Genomic DNA, 22,526 nt, shown 5'->3' with positions numbered 1-22,526 from the left:
ATATTAACATGGAATATATCAATTTACATGTTCTTTTTTATGAAGCATAATACTGTAGCCTTATCTATATCAGATTCTCACTAACTGTTAAGGTGTAAAGTTAAAATATATAGGTTTAAAGATATGAATTATTACATAAAAACGCACTTGAAAAAGAAGGTATGATGGTAATAGATTACAAACATCAAGGGGGAACTTAAAATGAAGTTAAATAAACTAGTGCTTAGTTGTGGAGTAATTTCAGCATTAACACTTGGTGTGTTAGGAAATAATACTTATGCTGAAGAAATACACAAAACGAATGATACAATTCATATAGTCGAACATGTTCCTGTAGACTTATTATTAACTCAAACAATGGATTATAGTGGAGAGGCTGTAACTTCTTTTGTATATAATGGGAGTGAAAATTTAAGCTTCTTTATGAAAAATAATGGTCAAAATACAATGGGGTATAGTGTGAAAGGTCCAAATATGGAGCTAATTGTTGGTGGTTATATAAAACCTGGAGAACAAAAAATTAATGTTACAAATGTACGGAATGCTTTATCTCCATTACCAATTGGAACGTATAAAATTTACGTTTCAAATGATGATGGTTCTAAGGGACAATTCCAAGTTGTAGTAAGATCTATAAATTAAATTTAAAAAGCCTTGTTTATAAGTTAATTTAGTTTTTACTTACTAGAAAGTAACTATATTAAATCGAGAATTACACATAAAAATAAAAACGAGCACCTTATGTAATTACGAGAGGGTGCTCGCTTTTTACTATTAAACAGAAGAGAATTGTTTTCAACAATTTATAAATACATTTTGATATTTTTATAGCTAATTTACTAGTTTGTGTAAAAAAAGAGGATGTCGGTTTTAAATAATTTCAAAATAAAGATAACTAAATATTTAGCTAAATTACATAGGAAGCTAGAAAAAACCCCTTATATAAGTGGTTTTTTCTAGTTTTAGGTTATACATTTAAAATTAGGCTAAGTTAAAGTAATGGGCATTTTATTTAGATTATTTTGGTTCTGGATAATGATTGTAGTACGAAATTCTAATAAATTCTTGGTATACATTTGTTAATTTAGCATCTCTAAGGGCATCATTGAATTTTTGCATACGGACACTACCTTGAGCGTAGCCTCCACCAGGAACATAAGGGTTTCTAGCTTCAAAGTCATCCATAAAGGCTTTGAATTTTTTATAGTCCTGAGATTGATAAAAAGCAGCTGCTTCTTCGGGAGTGACATCAAAGTAAGAAGCTGCTGTTGAGTTATAAGAAGCTGCTTGAGCAGTAGGTGTTTCTAGCATAGTTGCAGCCCCACCCAACATAGTAAGCGCCATAGAAGATACAATGATTTTTTTAAACATAATAAAACCTCCACGTGGAATATTTGGATTAATAGTAATCCTGTAATCATTATAGTTACAATGAAAATGATTATCAAATGCAATGTTGCATAACTTATTATTTGAACGAGAAGTCTCCTTTATCTCTACATGGAGAAGTTTAGTAGGGGATTAATAGATTAAAAGGGGGTTATATATCATTGAGGTTAAAAAGAAAATGAAATAAAAAGGATATTTTAATTGAGGAAAATTAAAAGGATCTGTTATTAAAGACAGTGATCTTTTAAAAAGGAATGACAGTTACCAGCTAGAGATACCATTATAGGGGATTTAGCTACGTTTATTGGTGTTGAGAAATACATAATATATGCTGTATAAGATAAAATGAAGAAACATTTCTTTTGGACTTTACAATATGTGTAAGGAAAATCGGGATTTTAATTTGTACTTAAACAAAGGAGAAAAGTATTACTTTTTATGTAACAAAGAATGTTAAGTCTCATTCAAAGTCATATAATAGACTATAAAATAATCCTTTTAAAACAAAATATAGTTTGGCTAAAAATTAGAGGGCATCAATTCATTGTAACAGTAAAAGCTGTTTATTGGATTGGTGTCTTTTTTTGTTTAAGAACGAGAATACATTTTCTCAACAGGACAAATGGTAAATATCTATAAGTACTACTTATAAGGATAATTGGAAAATAGAAATTAATAATAAAGGGGAATGCGAAATGACAACATTAATATCTAATAGAGATCTAGCTAAAATCCGAGAGGAAGATGTAGATGTATTAAAGGTAATGGCACATCCCGTTCGATTAAAAATTGTAAATGAATTAATGCACCATAAACTGTGTAATGTTACACAGTTGACAGAAATATTAGGACTCCCACAATCCACTGTTTCACAGCATCTATCAAAATTAAGGGGAACTGTACTCCGTGTAGAAAGACGGGGATTAGAGATGCATTATTATATTGATAATGTTAAGGCTCGCCAGATTGTAGGAATTCTAGGTTTGTAGCTTCATAATTTAAAAAAAGAGCACTTTTCAAAAGTGCTCTTTTTAAGATGGGCATTAGGAATTGAAAGAGGCATCAATGATAATTTAGAAGGAGTGTGCTTTAAATCAATCTTTTCTTAAAATAAAAGATAATTATTTACATTGTTTAATAATTACTTGATATATTATTAATTTGGTTACCTTACAAAAATGTAAGATTGTTTTAATTGACACTCATATATATAAGTAACTATACTAGTTACACAATGTTGGTGAATATATGTAATAGTCTCAATCTATAAGTGTATGTCGAAGGGTTCTTTTCGGAATGATAATTCTATACTAGATTCTTTATCTTATAATAGTGATGACGCCAACTTAATCTATACTTTATTCGAATTCATATTATTTAAAGATTAACTATATTTCACATAATTTACCGACTTGTAATAATTTTTTAGAGGTGCTAAATTTTGAAGAACAAATTAATTGCTACAGGAATTCTTGCTGGAAGTTTACTATCTTATTCTACTAGTATTTTTGCAGATACTCACAAATTTCCAGATGTTCCTGCATGGGCTGACAAATCCGTTAATTATTTAGTTGATAAACAAGTATTGAGTGGTTATCCAGATGGAACCTTTGGTTCAAGTGATACACTAGATAGAGCTTCTGCAGCAACCATTATGACAAGGGCTCTTGGTATACACATTGATTTAAATGCAAAACCATCTTTTAAAGATTCACAAAACCACTGGGGAACCCCCTATATCGCCGCAGCTGAAAAGGCAGGAATAATTAAAGGTGAAGGAAATGGAATATTTAATCCTTCTGGAAAAGTTACTCGTGCTGCTATGGCTACTATGCTAGTGAATGCATATAAACTACAAAATAAAAACACTAGCAATGGACAAAGTAAATTTGAAGATTTAAAGGGACATTGGGGTGAAAAGTTCGCAAATACTTTAATTGATTTAAAAATTTCAGTTGGTACAGATAATGGTTGGCAACCAAATAGGTTCATAACACGCGCTGAAGCTGCACAACTAACCGCAAAAACAGATATGCTTCAATATAGTCAAAGTAATCCTTTAGAAAATAAGACAATAATTATTGATCCCGGACATGGTGGCGCAGATCCTGGAAAAGACACAAAGGGATTACCTGAAAGTAAGATTGTACTTGACACTTCTTTACGTCTACAACAATTGCTTGAAAAACATACACCATTTACAGTTTTACTAACTCGTGAATCTGATACTAGACCTGGACATGATCAAAAAAGCTCTTTACAGGAACGTGTTAAATTTGCTAAACAAAATCAGGGGGATATCTTTATAAGTGTTCATGCAAATGCTTATAATGGTAATGCAAAAGGGACAGAAACATACTACTATAAATCTTCTAAATCTGAAAAAACAAATCCTCATGTGGAAGAAAGTCGTGTTTTAGCTGAAAAAATTCAAACTCGATTAGTAGACGCTCTTCAAACACGTGATAGAGGCGTTAAACATGGAGATCTTCATGTTATAAGAGAAAATGAAATGCCAGCTGTGTTAACGGAACTTGCTTTTATAGATAATGGTATTGATTACAGTAAGTTATCTACAGAAAACGGAAGGCAGGTTGCAGCAGAAGCCATTTATGAGGGGATTTTAGATTATTATGAATGGAAAGGGAATAATGTATCTGAATATAGGTTGCAATAAGTAAATGAAAATATAGTAATTCTCGAAATAAAGAATTCTATAATTTTTTTAAACTTTTTTAAACAACAATTTTAAATACATATTTAAAATTGTTGTTTAAATCGTTATTATGTGTTTTAATAATATTGATAATAGTTATCAGTAAAAAAAGAGATGGAAATTAGAAAAACAAGTGTTGATAGTTATTGTCATAAAGATTAATAAATTTCTACATTGTAAAGTTATGAACCTATCTCTAGTATTGAGAGCTAAAAATAATATGTTTATACCTTTTAAATGTTTAAGAAGGAGTGGATGTCTGTATGAAAAAAGCAAAAGGAATAGCTAAAAGTGTTGCGGTAGCATCCGTTATTATGTCTGGATCACTTGGTGTACAAGCAACATCTGCATTTGCAGATTCTAAAGGAACTGTAGAAAATCTTCAAAATGGTGGAAAAGTCTATAATAGTTTTAAAACTACTTATGACATGAAGCAGAATATCAAAAATTCAATAAAGGTTTCTTTTATTGAGGATCCTTATGCAGATAAAAAAATCGCAATTGTTACAACAGATGGTAGTAATATAGATGCTAAATATACAATTAATGGCGGATTCTATAACGCAGGTTTAAAATGGCCATCAGCATATCATACTGAAGCAGAAATAACAAGTGGTGATAGCGCTCAATTTCATAAAGCTGCCCCAGTTAATACAATGACTTCAGCAAAGGTTACTTCTGAAGTAGGGTATACACTTGGTGGAAGTGTTAAAGTTGGGGTAAATGATAAAGGGCCAAATGCCGATGCAAGTATTACAGGTAGCTTCGCTTGGAAAGAAAGTGTATCTTATGATCAAGTAGACTATAAAACGGTATTAGAGACTCACACAGATAAAAAATTAAATTGGAAAGTAGGATTCCAATCGTTTAATTTCCCAGAGTGGGGAATTTATAATCGTGATACATTCAATACTTTCTATGGTAATCAACTATTTATGAAATCACGTAGTTATAATGAGGGAACGAATAATTTTGTTTCAAAAGATACAGTACCATCTTTAACAGGATACGGTTTTTCTCCTAATGTAGTAGCAGTTATTACTGCTGATAAAACAGAATTTACATCTGATTTAAAAATAACAAATCGTAGAATTTCAGATCAGTACAATATCGAATGGGTAAGTTCAAAATGGTGGGGAACAAATAATAAAGATACATATAATGAGTTCTTTACAAACAACTATAAATTAGACTGGAAAAACCATCAAGTCACTCTTGATAACCATAAAGCCCTTGAAGAACAAATGAGTAGTATCAACAATGTGAATAACCAACTTAACAAAGGAAAAGGGAAATTATCTTTTTCAATGAATGGAAATCAACTCAAAGCGACATCTAGCAATGCTGGTTATGGTATCAGTTACGAAGATAAAAATTGGGGTATCTTTGTAAATGGTGAAAAGGTCTACACGTTTAATGAAAAAACAACTGTAGGTAATATCTCAAATGACATTAACAAATTAAACATCAAAGGACCTTATATTGAGATTAAAAAAATCTAATCAGTAAATGAGGTACAATTGATGGAGAATTATTTCATCAAGATATGAGTATAAAGGTTTTTTGAAATTTGTGTAATGTAATGAAAGGACCAGAGTTTATCTGTAAAAACAGATAAACTCTGGTCCTTATTATTTTTTTCATTCTTATACTCAATTAGAAATGAGCGTGAAGTATTTGAAAGCTATTCATGCTAAACAGGGGGATATTGTTTTAGGTGTGGTGTTTATTTTTATTTCATTTTTAAATGAATGCTTTGTATGATGACATAGGGTAGGAGAGATTCAGGAGATGTTTCTTTTTGAGGCGTACGTTGTGTGGCAAATAGTTTAAAGTAATCAAGACTTCATCGGTTGTTAAGTTACTACTTTAAATATATAATTAAATTTCATTAAAAAGATACTCTATTCAAAGTCCTTATTGGATTTTTGAAGTGAAATATATATTATTTGAGGTGTGTGAAATGGGGAAATCTCGAGAGCAGACGATGGGAAATATTTTGAAGGCTGCTAAGAAAAAATTTGGAGAGCGTGGTTATGAAGGTACGAGCATACAAGAAATTGCAAAAGAAGCGAAAGTGAATGTTGCTATGGCTTCTTACTATTTTAATGGGAAAGAAAACCTATATTATGAGGTGTTTAAGAAATATGGCCTTGCTAATGAGTTACCTAATTTTCTTGAGAAGAATCAATTTAATCCTATTAATGCTCTAAGAGAATATTTAACAGTCTTTACTACACATATAAAAGAAAATCCTGAAATTGGTACATTGGCATATGAGGAGATTATTAAGGAAAGTGCAAGATTAGAAAAGATTAAACCGTATTTTATAGGTAGTTTTGAACAGTTAAAGGAAATATTGCAGGAGGGGGAAAAACAAGGAGTATTTCATTTCTTCTCTATAAATCATACGATACATTGGATCACTTCTATTGTTTTATTTCCAAAGTTTAAAAAGTTCATTGATTCTTTAGGACCAAATGAAACGAATGAAACGAATCATGAATGGATGCCAGAAGACTTAGTGAACAGGATTATTTCTGCTTTAACAGATAAGCCTAATATATAAATTACTCATTGTTTATGAATCCTAATTTTCCTATTAAAAAGCCTAATTTCTCAATGTATTGTAGAGAAATTAGGCTTTTTTTCGATACTTCATTCAAATACTTTATAGATCAATGGCTTGATTTATTAATTATTCGAGTGGAGTTACATAGATATAGTTTTTGTTGCGATGGTTTGTTGAAATGCCTTATCATGCTCAACAATAATCATTGTGGGATTAAATTGTTGAATCAGCTCTTCGATCTGCATACGTGAATAAATATCTATAAAGTTTAATGGTTCATCCCATATATACATATGGGCTTTTTTACATAAACTTTTAGCGATAAGCAGTTTTTTCTTTTGTTCACTAGAATAATGAGATATATCTTTCTCAAATTGAATTCGGTCAAAATCCATCTTTAGTAGGATGGATTTAAATAACGTCTCATCAATCTTGTGCTCTTCGATAAAGTCTGATAGCGATCCCTTCAAATGAGAAGTATCTTGTTGGACATAGGAAATGGTGAGTCCTGTACCTAAAGTAACTAAACCTGTATGCTGTATCGGATGCCCTACAATTAGTTTTAAGATACTGCTTTTCCGGCTCCCATTCTTGCCATCAAGCACAATTCGGTCACCTTGTTCAACTACGAAGTTAATTGGCTCATTCACGACTTGGTCATCGTACTTAACAGACACGTCAGCCAAAGTAACCAATTCATTTGACTTAAACTTCAATGCTTCAAATTTTAATGACTCAGTTTTCTCCACATTTTTTAGTAATTTTGACTTTTCTTCAATAGTTTTTTGTTGCCTTGATTCTAGGTTTTTTGCTCTTTTCATCATCTTTGCTGCTTTATGTCCTACAAATCCCTTATCCAACTTAGAACCTGAATTCCTTGTTCCATTTTTTGAAGCTTCTACATCATGAGACCAACTTGCTGAACGCTTGGAAGCCTGTTTTAATCTGCCTATGTCTTTTTGTAGACGCTCATTTGTAGCTTCTTCGTGCTCTTGCTGTCTATCAAAATTTAATTCCCAAGAAGAATAGTTCCCACTTTGAACTTCTATATTCGCTCTATTTATAGATAAGATATGGTCAACGCATCCATCTAAAAAGATTCTGTCATGTGAAATTAAAATAAACCCTTTTTTCTTCTTTAGATAATCAGAGACTATTTCTCGTGCATCAGTGTCTAGGTGATTTGTTGGTTCATCAATTAATAGAAATTGGCCCTCATTTAAAAACAGTGCAGCGAGTAACACCTTTGTTTGTTCTCCATTTGATAAAGTTTTAAATGGTCTGTACATGACCTCGGCATCAACATTTAAATAGGATATTTCACGTAGAAATTCCCAATCTTCTGCTTGGGGACAAATTTCTTCAAGAATTTCATGAGTAAATTTGTTCTTATCTGCAACAGGGTAGGGGAAGTAATTGAATTCTACCGAAGCAAGGATTTTTCCACTATACTCATAAATCCTTAACAATAAATTAAAGAATGTCGTTTTACCTCGTCCGTTTCTACCGATAAATCCTAGTTTCCAGTCCGTATCTATTTGAAAGTTTACACCTTCAAAAATATTATCAAAGCTACCTGGGTATGAAAAAGTTAAGTTTTGAACTTTTATCATTGACATAATAATTCCTCCTTTATATATCGAAACGTTTCATATAAAGTCGGAACATCCATCCATTTTTTTAATTCCTCTATATAAGTTTGATGGATATTAACGACTTATATAGAGCATTACATGTGTAACAATAGTGTCTGAATTAGCCATTTTTCTCGCTCCTTTATTTGTTAGGTAAATTTAGCGATTAATAAATTTTAACTTACATAAAAGGGAATAAAAAAATCCCCCAATTTTTAATCGGAAGGATTAGTCTCTCGCTTATACTAATAAGTACTTATTAATCATTTGAATCATGACAAATAAAGTATGAAGTGAATTATAAAAATGGATAGACTAACCCTATATTTTGTAGTTTGAAGTTATAAAATTCAACTTAAAATATAAGTTAGTTAATCATTATTCATCCATCATTCCTTTCATCATTCTATTTTTAGAGTAACATTCTTTTGTCCATTAAAAGGGGAGGTATTTGAAATTGACAGCACCACTAACCGTAACTATAATAGTTACAGTTAGTTTAGTAATTTAATTCGAATTTCTAAGTTAACGATAATATATTTCCCTTCTTTCTAAGTGTGACAATAAGCGACTAACTATGTTGTAATGGAAGGTTAGATTCTATCTCATATTTAAAGAACAGTTAAGTTGTATCATTCAAATTTACGATGAGTAAATAAGACTGCGGTATGTAGAAAGAAATCTTTTAAAAAAGGTCATAATATGGAATGATAGGTAACACTCATTTTAATGAATACGAGCTGTGCCTTATCAAATCATTTTTAATAAAAGTCTAGAAAAAATCAAGAAGGTGGTCCATTGCGTAAATATTCACATGTACAATTTTATGTATTGATATTAGCTCTAATAGCTTATTTAAGCTTTTGCTTTATATTTTTATTTGTTTTTCCGAATCACTATTTTGTATCAGATTTTAATATACGACTATCATCCTTAGTTGTTGAAATTACAGTATTTATCTCATTACTTTACTCTATAGCATCAAGAAAAATTAAACTAGGAGTCTTTTGGGTTTGTATTACAATTGCAATAGGGTGTTTCTTGATAGGGAATTTTATATCTGCTTTTCAAGTACTTAATGTAGAATTACCAATAGAAAACTTTAATATCTCTGATGTATTTTTGTTGTTTTTCTTATTCTTCTTTCTCCTTGCGTTCTTTTATAAAATCATTATGGAATGTAACAAGTGGGAAAAAGCGTATTTAATTTGTGATTTATGTATTGTTGTTACTGCTATTTTTACCTTAGAGTGGTACCTATTTAATAAACCTTCTGCAAATATCTTATTCTTATCAATTGGAGATGTTTTTCTTTCATTTATTTTCCCAATTATAGATCTATTGCTTCTTTTACTAGGAGTTAGCCTTATCTTCCGACCAGCAATTTTTAATGCGAAAAGTAAATTATTTATTTTTATTTTAGTATTAACAGGATTGTCCATTACGGACTACTTATATTTCTATTTACAAGATGATTTATCATATCGTTCACTCATATTATTAAGGTGTTTGTATAGAGTTTTTCTATTATTGATTGCCATTGTTGCTACTATCCCAAGGAGTGCAACTTCTAGAAGAAATTATTTTATTATTAATCCGACATTTGGAAAGAAACTTCTTGTCATATTCCCTTATCTTGCAGTTGCAATCTTAATTGGTTTTACTTTGAAAGAGCAAACTTCTTCATCTACACTGATTACGGGAAATTGTATTGCCTTTGTATTTGTACTGATTCGTCATACAATTGTACGCATGCAAAACAAAGATTTAACCGAAACATTAAAAGTGTTTAATAATCAATTAGAGCAAAAAGTATCTCAAAGAACAGCAGATTTAATAAAAAAATCTAATGATTTGGTAAAAAATCAAGAGAGGTTTAAGTCCTTATATGAGTATCATCCAGATCCTATATTAACAATTGATCCAAATGGTATCGTATTAAATATAAACCAGTCTGGAAGTATATTATTAGGAAAAGATAGTGGTGCATTAATAGGAAAAGAGTGCTTCTCTATTTTTTTAGATGAAGATAAACTTGAATTGGAAACAGCTCTAAAGAAGGGGAAACGATGTAGTTCGTCTGCATTACAGTTACGTGTGAAAAATAATAATGAGAAGGATATACATTTTTGGTATGTCACCATTGTTCCTATTATGATAGAAGGACAAACTTTTGGGAGTTATGTAATGGTAAAAGACATAACAAGGATGAAGCAACAACAGGATGAGATAAACTATCTAGCATTTCATGATACGGTGACGGAGATTAGGAATCGAATATTCTTCCAACAAGAATTAGACAGATCCATTGAGCGTGTACAAAAAACACAGGATAAGTTTGGACTTCTGTATATAGATTTAAACCGCTTTAAGACCATTAATGATACACTGGGTCATGCAATTGGTGACAGTGTTTTAAAAGAAGTTGCCAAACGTTTTAGGACATGTCTGTCACCAGTTATTCCTTTAGCAAGAATAGGGGGAGATGAGTTTGCAATCATTGTCCATAACAAAACAGAGCAACAGCTATTGGATTTGTGTGAGACACTATTTCGTATAACTGAAAAACCATTTGTAGTAAATCAACATAGCTTTTACTTATCTCTTAGTATAGGAATAGCGTTGTATCCATTTGGAGGAACAAATGCCAAAACACTTTTACAACATGCTGATATCGCCATGTATAGTGCGAAGGAAAAAGGTAGCAATGCTGTTTGTATGTACGACGAGACATTATCTCAAAAAATAACAAGACGATTACGATTAGAGCAGGATTTACCAAATGCAATTGAGAATAATGAATTGTTTTTATTGTATCAACCTCAAATTGATAGTATGGCAGGTAAGGTTATTGGCGCAGAGGCATTAATACGTTGGCAACATCCAGAGCTGGGGCTAATTTCACCTTTTGAGTTTATACCTATCGCGGAAGAAACATCGCAAATTATTTCAATTGGAAAATGGACGCTACAGCAAGCGTGTCTACAACTGAAAGAATGGAATTCTGCAGGTTATACAAATCTAAAAATGGGGATAAATTTATCAGCTATAGAGTTTGAACAGAAAGATTTTGTTCAAACAATTATATCTACCATAGAAGAAATAGGAGTACCAGCTAATTTGATTGATTTGGAATTAACAGAGCGAATTGCCATGGTAGATGAAAAAGAAACTTTATCGAAGTTAAAAGCATTAAAATCATATGGTGTACATTTATCAATTGATGATTTTGGTACAGGATATTCTTCATTAGCGTATCTACCTTTATATCCAATTGATACTTTGAAAATTCCAAGAGAATTTGTGAATAGGGTTGGAACTTCAAATGATGGAGATGAAATTATACAAACTATTATTTCGCTAGCCCATACTTTAAATATGAAAGTGATTGCGGAAGGAGTAGAAACGAAGAAACAATTAACAGTGTTACAACAAAATGCATGCTATTTAATTCAAGGCTATTATTACAGTAAACCTGTAAAGAAAGATGAGTTTCTCAAGTTTTTAAGCAAGGAATAAGTGAGAACTATGTACATGTGGGGTAAAGGGAAAAGAAGTTCTACCTATATTAAGTAGAACTTCTTTTTGAGTTAACTAGCAGTTAGGTTTCCAAAATGTTTTGCATCAAGATGTATCATTACTCAAGCTGTTATCTTGTTCTTAAGTGATTCCTTTTTTATGACTTGTCTTCTCGTCTAGAAATTTGAAGGAATAGTATTACAGTTGCAGGTCATACTATCTAAAGTTATTTTATTATTTATCGTTTATTACATTTGAAATGACTTTTAGTGTGTATAAGCACGTGATAAGTAAATTAAATAAACAAAGGCCCTGTAAAAAATCTAGGGCCGGATACAGGGTTAAGGGAACGCATAGTTTCTTAGTAACATATTAGCATAAACTTTTCATGTAACTACATAAGAGTTTTGACAACTTTAAGAACAAGATAGAGGGTTTTTAAGAATAAATACAGTACTGAAAATCAGAGTTGTGATTTAAATTAGTGTGGTTATAACGTTAAAAATAGATGAGTATTTGAATTATAATAACTTTTAGGAATGTATATGTAAGAAACGTTTTTTGATTAGATTGAAAGAGAAATCTGACAATTTATTATATGTTATACCCGAATAACTTTAAATCTTCTCCTGAGTCTGAAATTATCTTTTCGAACTGTAATCCTACTTTTTCTAAAAGCTTGCCTGAGTTGATGTTATTGATAGTAGTAATTGCTACAATTCGTTTCAGTCCGAGCTTTTGTACACCGTAGTCTATTACAGCAGAAGCTGATTCAAAGCCATACCCCTTTGAACGGAATTTCTCTAAAAAGGCAAAGCCGATATCAACATCTTCTAATGAATCTCTTTTAATAAGACCGCACATACCAAGTGGAGTGAGATCTTCTTTTCGCTCTACTAAGTAAAGACCAAAGCCCATTTTATTATACATCTCAACGGGTCCGTTTAAGATGTATTTTTTTGCATCGTCTAAGTTTTTAATTCTTTTATCACCAATAAACTGAATCCATGCAGGATCGTTTACTAATTCAAGTATAAATGGAGCGTCTTTTATATCAAACCAGCGAAGAACGAGTCGTTCAGTTTCAAGAACTATCAATCTATTGCACCACCTTTAATAGTTATAACAATTAGTATGGATTGCGAAATACAAAAGTGCAACATATTTTCATTGTGCTCTACTTGTTCACATAAAGTTCGTTTGTTTTGTATAAAGGGATATTTTATAATTAGAATTGATTGTAAAGAGTGAGATACTTATACAATGACTCCTAGGTAACTAGGAGTTTTTACTATATAACTATCATTATTACTAAATATGACACACTACACATTCTACTCAAGGAGGTACATAATGAAGAAATTATATAATGCATCGTTTACGTATTTGATTATCGGTTTATTATCAGGAATTTTCGCTAGGGAGTATGGAAAGTATAAGGGGATTGTAGGCTCTACTTTGTTAAATCTATTGCATACACATACACTTGTACTCGGCTTTTTCTTCTTTTTAATTGCTTTAGGATTAGCAAAAGTATTCGCGTTTCATGAAGCGAATACTTTTAATAAGTGGTTTATTTTACATAATATTGCATTAATTTTAATGTTAGGTTCATTGGCAGCGAGAGGGCTGCTTCAGCTAAATGGAGCGGACTTTAAAGGGTTAACTTATATTGTAGGATTTTCCCATTCGTTAATGGCAGTTACTTTAGTTTGGTTTATGTTGTTAATAAAGAAGTCATTTAAAATATAGTTTTATAGAAAAGAACTTGCAATATTTATTGCAAGTTCTTTTTGTTTATTCGACAGTAAGAAACAAATTTCATATGTATAAAACTTGAATTATTTAATTTTTCGGATTATTATGTATAAAATAGTTAACATATTTTGTAATTCGAATTTATAGAAAGTAGGCGAGTGTACGATGGAAATAACGATAGAGCGTTTAGTAAATGAATTAAAGAGAGTACTTCCCGAAGATCGAGTAGTTGTGAATACGACAGTAAGAGAGTTACATAGTAAAGATGAATCTTATCATGCTAGTAGTTTACCTGATGTAGTAGTTTTTCCGAAAACGACTGAAGAGGTTAGTAGATTAATGAAAGTAGCGGGTGAGCATAAAAAACCTGTCGTTCCTTTTGGGGTAGGTTCTAGTTTAGAAGGACATGTCATTCCATATGAAAAAGGAATTACAATGGACTTTTCGCTCATGAATAAAATACTCGAAATAAGAGAGAAAGATTTTCTTGTAAGAGTACAGCCGGGAGTGACTCGCTCTCAGCTTAATAAAGAATTGAAAAAGTATGGATTGTTTTTTAGTGTAGACCCAGGTGCAGATGCAACGTTAGGTGGAATGGCAGCCACAAATGCGAGCGGAACGACAGCAGTTAAATATGGGGTAATGCGTGATCAAGTTCGTGATTTAGAAGTCGTTCTTGCTGATGGGGAAGTAATACATACTGGAAATTTAGCAGCGAAGTCATCATCAGGTTACCATTTAAATGGTGTTTTCGTAGGGTCAGAAGGGACGCTCGGATGTTTTACGGAGTTAACTTTGAAAGTATACGGCATACCAGAACATGTTATGGCAGCGAGAGCATCGTTTCCAACTATAAATGATGCAGTAGAAGCTGTTATTAATATACTACAAGCGGGTATTCCAATTGCGAGAATTGAACTTGTAGATGAATTATCTATGAAACAAGTAAATCGTTATAATGAAACAAGTTACAGAGAAGAGCCTACACTGTTTTTAGAGTTTCACGGTAATGAAGCTGGGCTAAAGCAAGATATTGAATTCACGAAGGAAATTGTTTTTGATCATACATGTAAAGAAGTTGCTTTTGAAACGGAAACTGCAGCGAGAAATAAATTATGGGATGCACGGCATAATCTAGCGTACTCTTACGTTCATAGCTACCCTGGTAAAAAGCTTATGAGTACAGACGTATGTGTACCAATTTCAGAATTAGCTGGTGCAATCCAACATGCGAAAGAAACATTAGATAAAGTAGGTCTTGTCGGTGGTATTCTTGGTCATGTAGGAGACGGAAATTTCCACGTGCTCTTAATGGTCGATCCGAACGATAAAGAAGAAGTGGAAAAAGCGGACGAAATAAACGAAAGTATCGTTTTATATGCTCTTAAACGAGGCGGGACGTGTACGGGAGAACATGGTGTTGGGATTGGGAAACGGAAGTATCAAGAAGAAGAACATGGGGCGGCGTTACTCGTAATGGAAAAAATAAAGAAAGCTCTTGACCCGCAAAACATTTTGAATCCAAATAAAGTTTTTCAGTTGAAGGATAGGGGATGATGGGGTGAAAGTACTAGAAGCGATAAGTAATATAGCTGGAAAGTATTTTGCATTTTGGGTTATTTGTATTGCAGCTATTGCATATTTCATTCCCGCTCCATTTCTTGGGTTAACTAGTTACATAACAATTTTACTTGGCGTTGTTATGTTTGGGATGGGATTAACATTAAAGACTGTTGATTTCAAAATCATTGCTACAAAACCATTGCCAGTTATTATCGGTGTATGTGCTCAGTTTATTATTATGCCACTTGTCGCATACGTACTAGCCTACGTTATGAATCTGCCAGCTGAGTTAGCAGCTGGATTAGTGTTGCTCGGTGCAGTACCGGGTGGCACTGCATCAAATGTTATGGTTTATTTAGCAAAAGGGAACTTAGCGTTGTCTATTGCAATGACTTCATTATCAACGTTACTAGCACCAATTGCTACACCTCTTATTTTATTATTACTTGCAGGACAATGGATGCCAGTGAATGCTATGTCTATGTTTCTTTCTATCGTACAAGTCATTATCCTACCTATTATTTTAGGATTAGTAGTGAAGAAGTTTTTCCCAAAAACTGTTACGAAAGGAATGACTGTTATTCCTTTAATATCAGTTGTAGCAATTATTATTATTGTTTCTGCAGTTGTTTCAGCGAATGTAAGTAGCATTACTTCTTCGGGCCTGCTTATCTTTATTGCAGTGATGCTTCATAATGCATTTGGCTTTTTACTCGGATATATAACAGCGCTCGTACTTGGACTAGACGAAGGAACAAGAAGGGCTATTTCAATAGAAGTAGGAATGCAAAATTCAGGCTTAGGTGTTGCGCTGGCAACGGCACATTTTGGACCAGCTGCCGCACTTCCAAGTGTATTAGCAGCAGTGTGGCATAACATTGCAGGACCGATTTTAGCAACCATCTGGTCAAAAAATGCAAAGGGAAATTTTAGTGATGAAAATTTATCAATAAATATAGAAAAATAGGAATGATAAAGAATGCAAAAACGTATTGTACAGTTTGAAGGACTGGTTGTTTTCTTAGCTACGATTTATACGTATTCGATATATGAATTTAGTTGGATTATATTTTGGGTATTCCTTTTAGCACCGGATTTATCAATGTTAGCATACGGTATAAATAATCATATAGGTGCTAAAATTTATAATATTTTTCACACATATATTATATCGATAGTAATAGCTATAATAGGTGTATATTTTAAGGTAGATACCGTTATAATGATTGGCTTAATATGGACAGCACATATTGGGATGGATCGAATATTTGGATATGGATTGAAATATGAGACGGATTTTAAAGATACTCATATTCAAAGATTATAAATTGTTTTGGAAAGAGGGATACATTGAAACAGAGAATTACTATCGAAGAATATAACATCAAATGGGAAAGTGAATTTAATAAGCTACAATCGCTCATTAACAATGTAATAAAAGAACTTGCTTTGTCCATTGAGCATGTTGGGAGTACATCCGTTAAAGGACTTGCATCGAAGCCGATATTAGATATTGATATAGTAATAGAAGAGTACGGGATTTTTCCTGAAGTAGCACAAATGCTTGGAAAGATAGGATACTATCATCAAGCAGAATGGAGCTTCAAAGGGAGAGAAGCATTTGGCAGAAAGGACGCTTTTGTTCCGTGGGACGGGGAAAGTACAGTTTGGATGGAACATCATTTATATGTGTGTGATAAGAATAGTGAAGAGCTAAGAAGACATATAGTGTTTCGAGATTACCGTCGTGAACATGAAGATGTAGCTATTGAATATGGAAGTTTAAAGAAAGTGTTAGCAAGAGAGTCGAAAAATCGAGTGAGCTATAGCGAAGATAAGACGGCATTTATTACAAATATATTAGAAAAATAAACTAAGGCGGCATGGAATACATGCTGCCTATTCTGTTGAAATAGAAGACTGCCATTGTAAAACAAATACAATCTGGCCCTGTTGATTGATACGATTACTAAATATAATAAGAAATAAAATAGAAAAGAGCGGAAAAGAGGGAGCTTATGTACATACCAAAATATTTCGCAATACAAGATGAAGAGATGAAGTACGAAATAATGGAACAAAATAGCTTTGCGACATTATTTTCTCAACATAACGGGGAACCATATGCAACGCATTTGCCGTTGTTATTAAATAGGGAGACTCTAACTTTACATGGCCATTTCGCACGTCCGAATGAACAGTGGAAAGATAGTGGGAATCAAGAAGTATTAGCTATATTTCAAGGGCCACACAGTTACATATCACCATCGTGGTATGAAACAAACAATGCAGTGCCAACATGGAATTACGTCGCAGTGCATGTATATGGAGAATTGGAAATTGTTGAGGATGAACAGGAATTAATAGACTCTCTTCAAGATTTAGTACATACATATGAAGATCCACAGAGTACCTATTCACTTAATGATGTAGACCCGAATTATATGGGAGGATTAAGTAAGGGGATAGTTGGATTCAAAATAAAGATAAATAAAATAGAAGGAAAAGCGAAGCTAAGTCAAAATCATTCTGTAGAGAGACGGAATGTAGTTGTTAAGGAACTTGAGAAAGTTGGTAGTGAGGGGAGTAGGGGGATTGCGGAGTTGATGAAAAAATAGAGTCTACATGAAAGAAAAACATTCTAAATAATTGTATTTAAAAAGACCTTCTTAATTGAAGGTCTTTCATTTTTTATAGTGCTTTTTCAGCTGTCGTTGAGTTGTAGTCTTTACTTATGTCAACAGATTGAACAAAGTCAGGTCTTTGTGGTGCAGGGAAATCTGCATGGCCTGCTTGATATGTAAATGAACTATTGAGACCGATAGATACAATACCTATAACAGATAACCCTAAAACGATAGAACTAATTTTTTTTATCATTTTAATGCCCCTTTCTCAAAAGTTTTTTCTTTTGCTTGTAACGCTTTATGAAAATACTCACTTGCTTTTATATGATTATTTTCATTGTAAAGTTTAATAGCTAATTTTTCTGAATATTCTTGAACGTAGTTATATAAAGATTCTTTGTCGAAATACGCAATTCCTTCAAGAATAATATTTTCTAAGTCTTCAGTTGACTCATTATTGTTAAGAGACTCTAAAATTTTAAAGTGAAGCATATATTCTTCATTGTTTAGTTCTGTACAAATTTTTAATCCTTTTTTTATGAATTGATCAGCAATATTAATTTCATTAAGTTTAGAATGTTCCCTAGCTTGTAAGAAAATTGCTTTGAAATGGGTAGGCATTTTTGTCGTTACTTCAGATAGATGACGAATAGCTAGTGTCGATAAGTTTTGATTGGCATATAGCCATCCTAAATTATTACGCACTCTTAAAAGTAAAGATTCTTCATTTTGTTTTTGTAAAATGTTGATTGCTGAATTATATTTTTCCTCTGCTTGCTCGTATTGTTTTAAATATACAAATGCTGCACCTAATACACTTTCACAAGAGGCGACGTTCTTTTCATACCCTACAGCTTTTATGAAGAATTCTTTCGCTTTGGTTGCATATTCAATAGCTTCAATTGGCTGGTAAAAGTGATAATGGAAAATAGCCATTCGATAATTAAATTCACCTTTTTCTAGATCCTCAATAGCATTTACTAGTAGTTTCCCAGCTTTTTCATAATGTTCACTTGCTAAATTATAATTTGTTGTTAAAGTAGCATGAATCGCTTTAAATAAATGATAGTAGTAAGAAAGTTGGTGATTAGGTGAAATCGCGTAAGAATCTATCTTATTGAAACTGTCTTTTGTAATACTTAAACCATCAGTTAAAACTTTGAAACGAAAATTTAATAGAGAATAGTATAATGCTAAGTTGTCATCTTCTTTAAAGTTTAGTTCCTTTTCCTCAATTTCATGCTTTAAGTTTGTCGCCTGGGACACATCTTGTTTTAGCATAGCTGCATACCAGTCATTAAATAATTTCGTAACTTGTTCATTACCTTGTAGTTGAACGTTCATGAAATCCCCTCACTTTTTGAATATTCTTATAAAATATAGTATCAAAAATAACAATATTTAGAAATGATGTTTTATATTTCTCAACATTTGTATAGTAGAGTTGTTATTCAGCTCATTGGAATAGAGTGGATTTTGTTTTGGATTAAAGAAAGAGTAGAGGTTAAGGTATAAAAAAGGTGTGTTCACACAATTTGTATAAACACACCTTTTTATATGTTAAACAATCAAGTCCCACAAAAAGTACGATAAGGACGATTCGTCGGTACAGGTGGAACGCAGTATTCTTCTTGCTCTGTAGAGTACGCATAAGGATTTGATAGAGCTTCAAGGAGTTTTTCCATTACGCTATAATTGCCATTGGTGACAGCTGCCTCTAGTGCTTCTTCTACGCGATGGTTTCTTGGGATGATGGATGGATTATTATTTTTCATCATCTCGTAGGCATTTTCTTTCGATTCTTCTTGTCTTTCTAATCGAGATTGCCATAGTTTGTACCATTCTTTAAATTCAGGACTTTCAAATAGGGCTGTATTTTCGAGCATATCAAGAGTTAATGAACGGAATGTATTTGTGTAATCTGCTTTAAATTTCTCCATCATTTTTAAAAGTTGCTCAATAAGTGATTGATCTTGTTCCTCACTGCTAAATAGTCCTAATTTCTTTTTCATTCCAAGGAACCAGAGGTTTTCATACTGTACGCTAAATTTTGAAATTTCGTCTTGAGCAATTTTTAATGATTCTTCTTCATCTTCATGTAGGATCGGTATTAAAGATTCAGCTAGTCGAGCGAGGTCCCATGCGGCCATATATGGTTGATTTCCATATGCGTAGCGACCTTGTGTATCAATAGAGCTAAATACAGTTCCTTGGTCGTAATTGTCCATAAATGCACAAGGGCCGTAATCAATCGTTTCTCCACTAATCGTTATATTGTCAGTATTCATTACGCCGTGGATAAATCCAACAAGTTGCCATTTTGCGATAAGGCTTGCTTGTCGTTTAATGACTTCTTGTAGTAATGCAGTATATCGGTTTTCATGAGCCTCAATTTCTGGATAATGCCTTTTTATCGTATAGTCAGCTAGTGATTGAAGATCCTCGATAGAACCACGAGCTGCAGCATATTGGAATGTGCCGACGCGTATATGACTGCTAGCTACTCTAGTTAAAATTGCTCCAGGTAACTTTGTTTCACGATATGTTGGTTCGCCAGTTGTGACAACTGCTAAACTGCGGGTAGTTGGAATATCAAGTGCATACATTGCTTCACTAATAATATACTCACGTAGCATTGGACCGAGTGCCGCACGACCATCACCGCGGCGTGAATACGGAGTAGGGCCAGAACCTTTCAGTTGAATGTCAAAACGTTTACCTGAAGGAGTAATTTGTTCGCCAATTAAAAGGGCACGACCGTCGCCTAACATATTAAAATGTCCGAACTGATGACCGGCATACGCTTGTGCTAACGGATGAGCTCCTTCTGGAAGAGCATTACCAGCGAAAATAGCAATTTCAACTTCTTTTTTCAATTCTTCAGGATTAAAGCCAAGAGATATTGCTAGTGAATGATTTAGTTTAACTAGCTCCGGTGAACTTACTGGAGTAGGGGGGATTTCTGTATAAAATGATTGTGGTAAAGTCGTATAACTATTATCTAAATTCCAAGCAGTTTCATTTTTTTTAGTCATTTTATCTCCTCCATGTTTATTTTTTTATTATGTATTTGTACGTATGTATTCTTTGTAAAATTAGCTAAAAGTATAATATGATATTTCCCCTTGAAATCTATTGTAAGGACTTCATTGCCCTATGTCTATTTAACAGCAAGTAATAAACCTCCATTTTAAAAAAATGGAGGTTTATTACTACTTAATTTTTACAATTATTTTTCCTTTTGCTCTTCCAGCCTCTGAATATTCCATTGCTTTTTGAGCATCTTCAAAAGGGAAAACTCGATCGATTACCGGTTTGATTTTGCCGGCTTCAATATAGTTTGCAATAGTACGTAATTGATCTCCGCTTGGCTTCATAAATAAAAATGAATATGGAGCATTATGTTTTTTTTCAAGTGCAGTAAGTTTTTTACTTGCTAATGAAAATAAGAGTGTTTTAAAAAATCCTGAACCAAATTCTTTACCGAATCGAGCATTTGGCATTCCTGAAACGGAAACAATGTTGCCACCGCTTTTTATAATATTGAATGATTTTTCAAGTGTTGTTCCGCCGATTGTATCAAATACCGCATCATAATTTGTTAGTATATCTTCAAATTTTTCTGTTTTGTAATTAATAATTTCATCTGCACCAAGAGACTTTACTAAATTTGCACCAGCTTCACTAGCGGTCGTTGCAACAGTGGCCCCCATTATTTTTGCTAACTGAATTGCGAAAGTACCAACACCACCAGATCCAGCGTGAATTAAAATCTTTTGTCCTTTTTGTAAGTGCATGATGTCATGTAGTGCTTGATATGATGTTAAGCCAACGAGTGGAATCGAAGCCGCTTCCTCAAAACTTAAATTTTTCGGTTTTAAGGCTACATCATCCTCGTGAATGGCTATATATTCCGCGAAAGTACCGATTTTATTTTTTCTTGGGCGTGCATATATTTCATCACCGACTTTAAAGTGAGTTACTTTTGATCCAACCTTTACGATGACACCAGAAAAGTCATTTCCAAGGATTAGAGGCATTTCATATTTAAGTAACATCTTCACTTTTCCATCGCGTATTTTAAAATCAATCGGGTTAATACTAGCTGCATGAATTTCTGCGAGCACTTCATGCTCATTTATTTCAGGAGTAGGTACCTCTGTCATACGCATTGGGACTTTTCCGTACTTTTCAATTATCATTGCTTTCATTTCTTATACCTCCAAACTTCAATAAAAGTTGTGCAATAGCTTTTCAATATCTAATACAAGATTTTTTAATAAGCCTAATTTTGTACGTATATCAATATAATAAAAGTTTTTTGTACCTTCTTTTCGCATTAAAATAATACCGGCTTCTCGTAAAATTCTAAGGTGATGTGATACCGCTGGTCGAGAAAGGTGTGTTTGTTTCGTAATTTCTCCTACACGTAATCCGGTTTGACATTCCGTTTCCATGAGAACAAACAAAATAGCTTGACGTGTTTCATCGCCAATTGCCAATAATACTTTTTGAGAATCAATAAAATCTTTTTTTATAACATTTAATTGTTCTTGTTTATTCATTTCAATCACTTTACCTCCTGGTAATTAGTCGAAAAGTTTAAGATGATGAACCATTCCGTCGATAAGGTAATGCTACAAGATTCTTGAATGAGCTGCAATATTGGGAAAGAAAATCGAGACGAATGAAATTTTATGTGTTGAAAATGGTAGGGGATAGAAAAGGCTTGAATAATACGTTGTTTA

General features: G+C 32.7%; 20 protein-coding genes. 12 read left to right on the top strand and 8 right to left on the bottom strand.

The window, feature by feature from the left end:
* The first annotated feature begins 201 nt into the window (after positions 1 to 201).
* On the top strand, positions 202 to 642 hold the full coding sequence (locus J0835_RS17090) for a hypothetical protein (protein WP_087981436.1): 441 nt from the start codon (positions 202 to 204) through the stop codon (positions 640 to 642).
* Between the two features lie 375 nt (positions 643 to 1,017).
* Here the strand turns inward: J0835_RS17090 and J0835_RS17085 are convergent, their stop codons facing one another.
* On the bottom strand, positions 1,018 to 1,371 hold the full coding sequence (locus tag J0835_RS17085) for a hypothetical protein (RefSeq protein ID WP_087981435.1): 354 nt from the start codon (positions 1,369 to 1,371) through the stop codon (positions 1,018 to 1,020).
* A gap of 713 nt (positions 1,372 to 2,084) precedes the next feature.
* On the opposite strand from J0835_RS17085, the gene J0835_RS17080 reads away from it, so the two are divergent.
* From J0835_RS17080 to hlyIIR, 4 genes are all read left to right on the top strand, one after another.
* A complete protein-coding gene (locus tag J0835_RS17080; RefSeq protein WP_087981433.1) occupies positions 2,085 to 2,378 on the top strand; it encodes an ArsR/SmtB family transcription factor in 294 nt (97 codons plus the stop codon).
* A 452-nt stretch (positions 2,379 to 2,830) separates the two neighbouring features.
* Positions 2,831 to 4,066, top strand: a complete 1,236-nt coding sequence (locus J0835_RS17075) for an N-acetylmuramoyl-L-alanine amidase (RefSeq protein WP_087981432.1) — start codon at positions 2,831 to 2,833, stop codon at positions 4,064 to 4,066.
* Positions 4,067 to 4,368: 302 nt separating this feature from the next.
* A complete protein-coding gene (hlyII, locus tag J0835_RS17070) occupies positions 4,369 to 5,607 on the top strand; it encodes a hemolysin II HlyII (protein WP_087981431.1) in 1,239 nt (412 codons plus the stop codon).
* Between the two features lie 461 nt (positions 5,608 to 6,068).
* Positions 6,069 to 6,674 (top strand): hemolysin II regulator HlyIIR, encoded by a 606-nt coding sequence (gene hlyIIR / locus J0835_RS17065; protein WP_087981430.1) that lies wholly within the window; start codon positions 6,069 to 6,071, stop codon positions 6,672 to 6,674.
* Positions 6,675 to 6,817: 143 nt separating this feature from the next.
* On the opposite strand, the gene J0835_RS17060 is transcribed toward hlyIIR, so the two are convergent.
* Positions 6,818 to 8,296 carry an Lsa family ABC-F type ribosomal protection protein gene (locus J0835_RS17060; protein WP_087981429.1) on the bottom strand — a complete coding sequence of 493 codons (1,479 nt, stop codon included), beginning with the start codon at positions 8,294 to 8,296 and terminating at the stop codon, positions 6,818 to 6,820.
* 813 nt (positions 8,297 to 9,109) lie between these two features.
* Between J0835_RS17060 and J0835_RS17055 the strand changes: the two genes are divergently transcribed.
* Positions 9,110 to 11,830, top strand: a complete 2,721-nt coding sequence (locus J0835_RS17055; RefSeq protein WP_087981428.1) for a sensor domain-containing protein — start codon at positions 9,110 to 9,112, stop codon at positions 11,828 to 11,830.
* Positions 11,831 to 12,424: 594 nt separating this feature from the next.
* Here the strand turns inward: J0835_RS17055 and J0835_RS17050 are convergent.
* Entirely contained in the window at positions 12,425 to 12,928 is a 504-nt protein-coding gene (locus J0835_RS17050) for a GNAT family N-acetyltransferase (RefSeq protein ID WP_087981427.1), read from the bottom strand.
* Between the two features lie 255 nt (positions 12,929 to 13,183).
* Here J0835_RS17050 and J0835_RS17045 point away from each other — a divergent pair, with 255 nt between their 5' ends.
* The 6 genes from J0835_RS17045 (at position 13,184) to J0835_RS17020 (ending at position 17,769) form a co-directional block, all read left to right on the top strand.
* A complete protein-coding gene (locus J0835_RS17045) occupies positions 13,184 to 13,582 on the top strand; it encodes a DUF2871 family protein (RefSeq protein WP_087981426.1) in 399 nt (132 codons plus the stop codon).
* A 171-nt stretch (positions 13,583 to 13,753) separates the two neighbouring features.
* Positions 13,754 to 15,145, top strand: coding sequence for an FAD-binding oxidoreductase (locus tag J0835_RS17040; protein ID WP_087981425.1), 1,392 nt, complete (start codon positions 13,754 to 13,756; stop codon positions 15,143 to 15,145).
* A gap of 4 nt (positions 15,146 to 15,149) precedes the next feature.
* Positions 15,150 to 16,118 (top strand): bile acid:sodium symporter family protein, encoded by a 969-nt coding sequence (locus J0835_RS17035; RefSeq protein WP_087981424.1) that lies wholly within the window; start codon positions 15,150 to 15,152, stop codon positions 16,116 to 16,118.
* Positions 16,119 to 16,130: 12 nt separating this feature from the next.
* The gene (locus tag J0835_RS17030) at positions 16,131 to 16,478 is read left to right on the top strand and encodes a DUF4260 domain-containing protein (protein ID WP_087981423.1); all 348 of its coding nucleotides are present in this window, start codon (positions 16,131 to 16,133) and stop codon (positions 16,476 to 16,478) included.
* Between the two features lie 23 nt (positions 16,479 to 16,501).
* Entirely contained in the window at positions 16,502 to 17,023 is a 522-nt protein-coding gene (locus tag J0835_RS17025) for a GrpB family protein (RefSeq protein WP_087981422.1), read from the top strand.
* Between the two features lie 146 nt (positions 17,024 to 17,169).
* A complete protein-coding gene (locus J0835_RS17020) occupies positions 17,170 to 17,769 on the top strand; it encodes an FMN-binding negative transcriptional regulator (RefSeq protein ID WP_087981421.1) in 600 nt (199 codons plus the stop codon).
* 73 nt (positions 17,770 to 17,842) lie between these two features.
* Here the strand turns inward: J0835_RS17020 and J0835_RS17015 are convergent, their stop codons facing one another.
* From J0835_RS17015 to J0835_RS16995, 5 genes are all read right to left on the bottom strand, one after another.
* The gene (locus J0835_RS17015) at positions 17,843 to 18,031 is read right to left on the bottom strand and encodes a Phr family secreted Rap phosphatase inhibitor (RefSeq protein ID WP_087981420.1); all 189 of its coding nucleotides are present in this window, start codon (positions 18,029 to 18,031) and stop codon (positions 17,843 to 17,845) included.
* On the bottom strand, positions 18,028 to 19,122 hold the full coding sequence (locus J0835_RS17010; protein WP_087981419.1) for a Rap family tetratricopeptide repeat protein: 1,095 nt from the start codon (positions 19,120 to 19,122) through the stop codon (positions 18,028 to 18,030). The genes J0835_RS17015 and J0835_RS17010 overlap by 4 nt, the downstream gene beginning before the upstream one ends.
* Positions 19,123 to 19,346: 224 nt before the next feature.
* The gene (locus J0835_RS17005; RefSeq protein ID WP_087981418.1) at positions 19,347 to 20,813 is read right to left on the bottom strand and encodes a protein adenylyltransferase SelO; all 1,467 of its coding nucleotides are present in this window, start codon (positions 20,811 to 20,813) and stop codon (positions 19,347 to 19,349) included.
* A 177-nt stretch (positions 20,814 to 20,990) separates the two neighbouring features.
* The gene (locus J0835_RS17000; protein ID WP_087981417.1) at positions 20,991 to 21,989 is read right to left on the bottom strand and encodes an NADP-dependent oxidoreductase; all 999 of its coding nucleotides are present in this window, start codon (positions 21,987 to 21,989) and stop codon (positions 20,991 to 20,993) included.
* Positions 21,990 to 22,007: 18 nt separating this feature from the next.
* The gene (locus J0835_RS16995) at positions 22,008 to 22,352 is read right to left on the bottom strand and encodes an ArsR/SmtB family transcription factor (protein ID WP_000571875.1); all 345 of its coding nucleotides are present in this window, start codon (positions 22,350 to 22,352) and stop codon (positions 22,008 to 22,010) included.
* Positions 22,353 to 22,526: the final 174 nt, after the last annotated feature.

This window comes from Bacillus cereus group sp. Sample62 (assembly GCF_036851315.1).
Taxonomy (GTDB): Bacteria; Bacillota; Bacilli; order Bacillales; family Bacillaceae_G; genus Bacillus_A; species Bacillus_A wiedmannii.
Note: the sequence above shows the minus strand (reverse complement) of the source record. Positions and strands in the feature narration are given on the sequence as shown.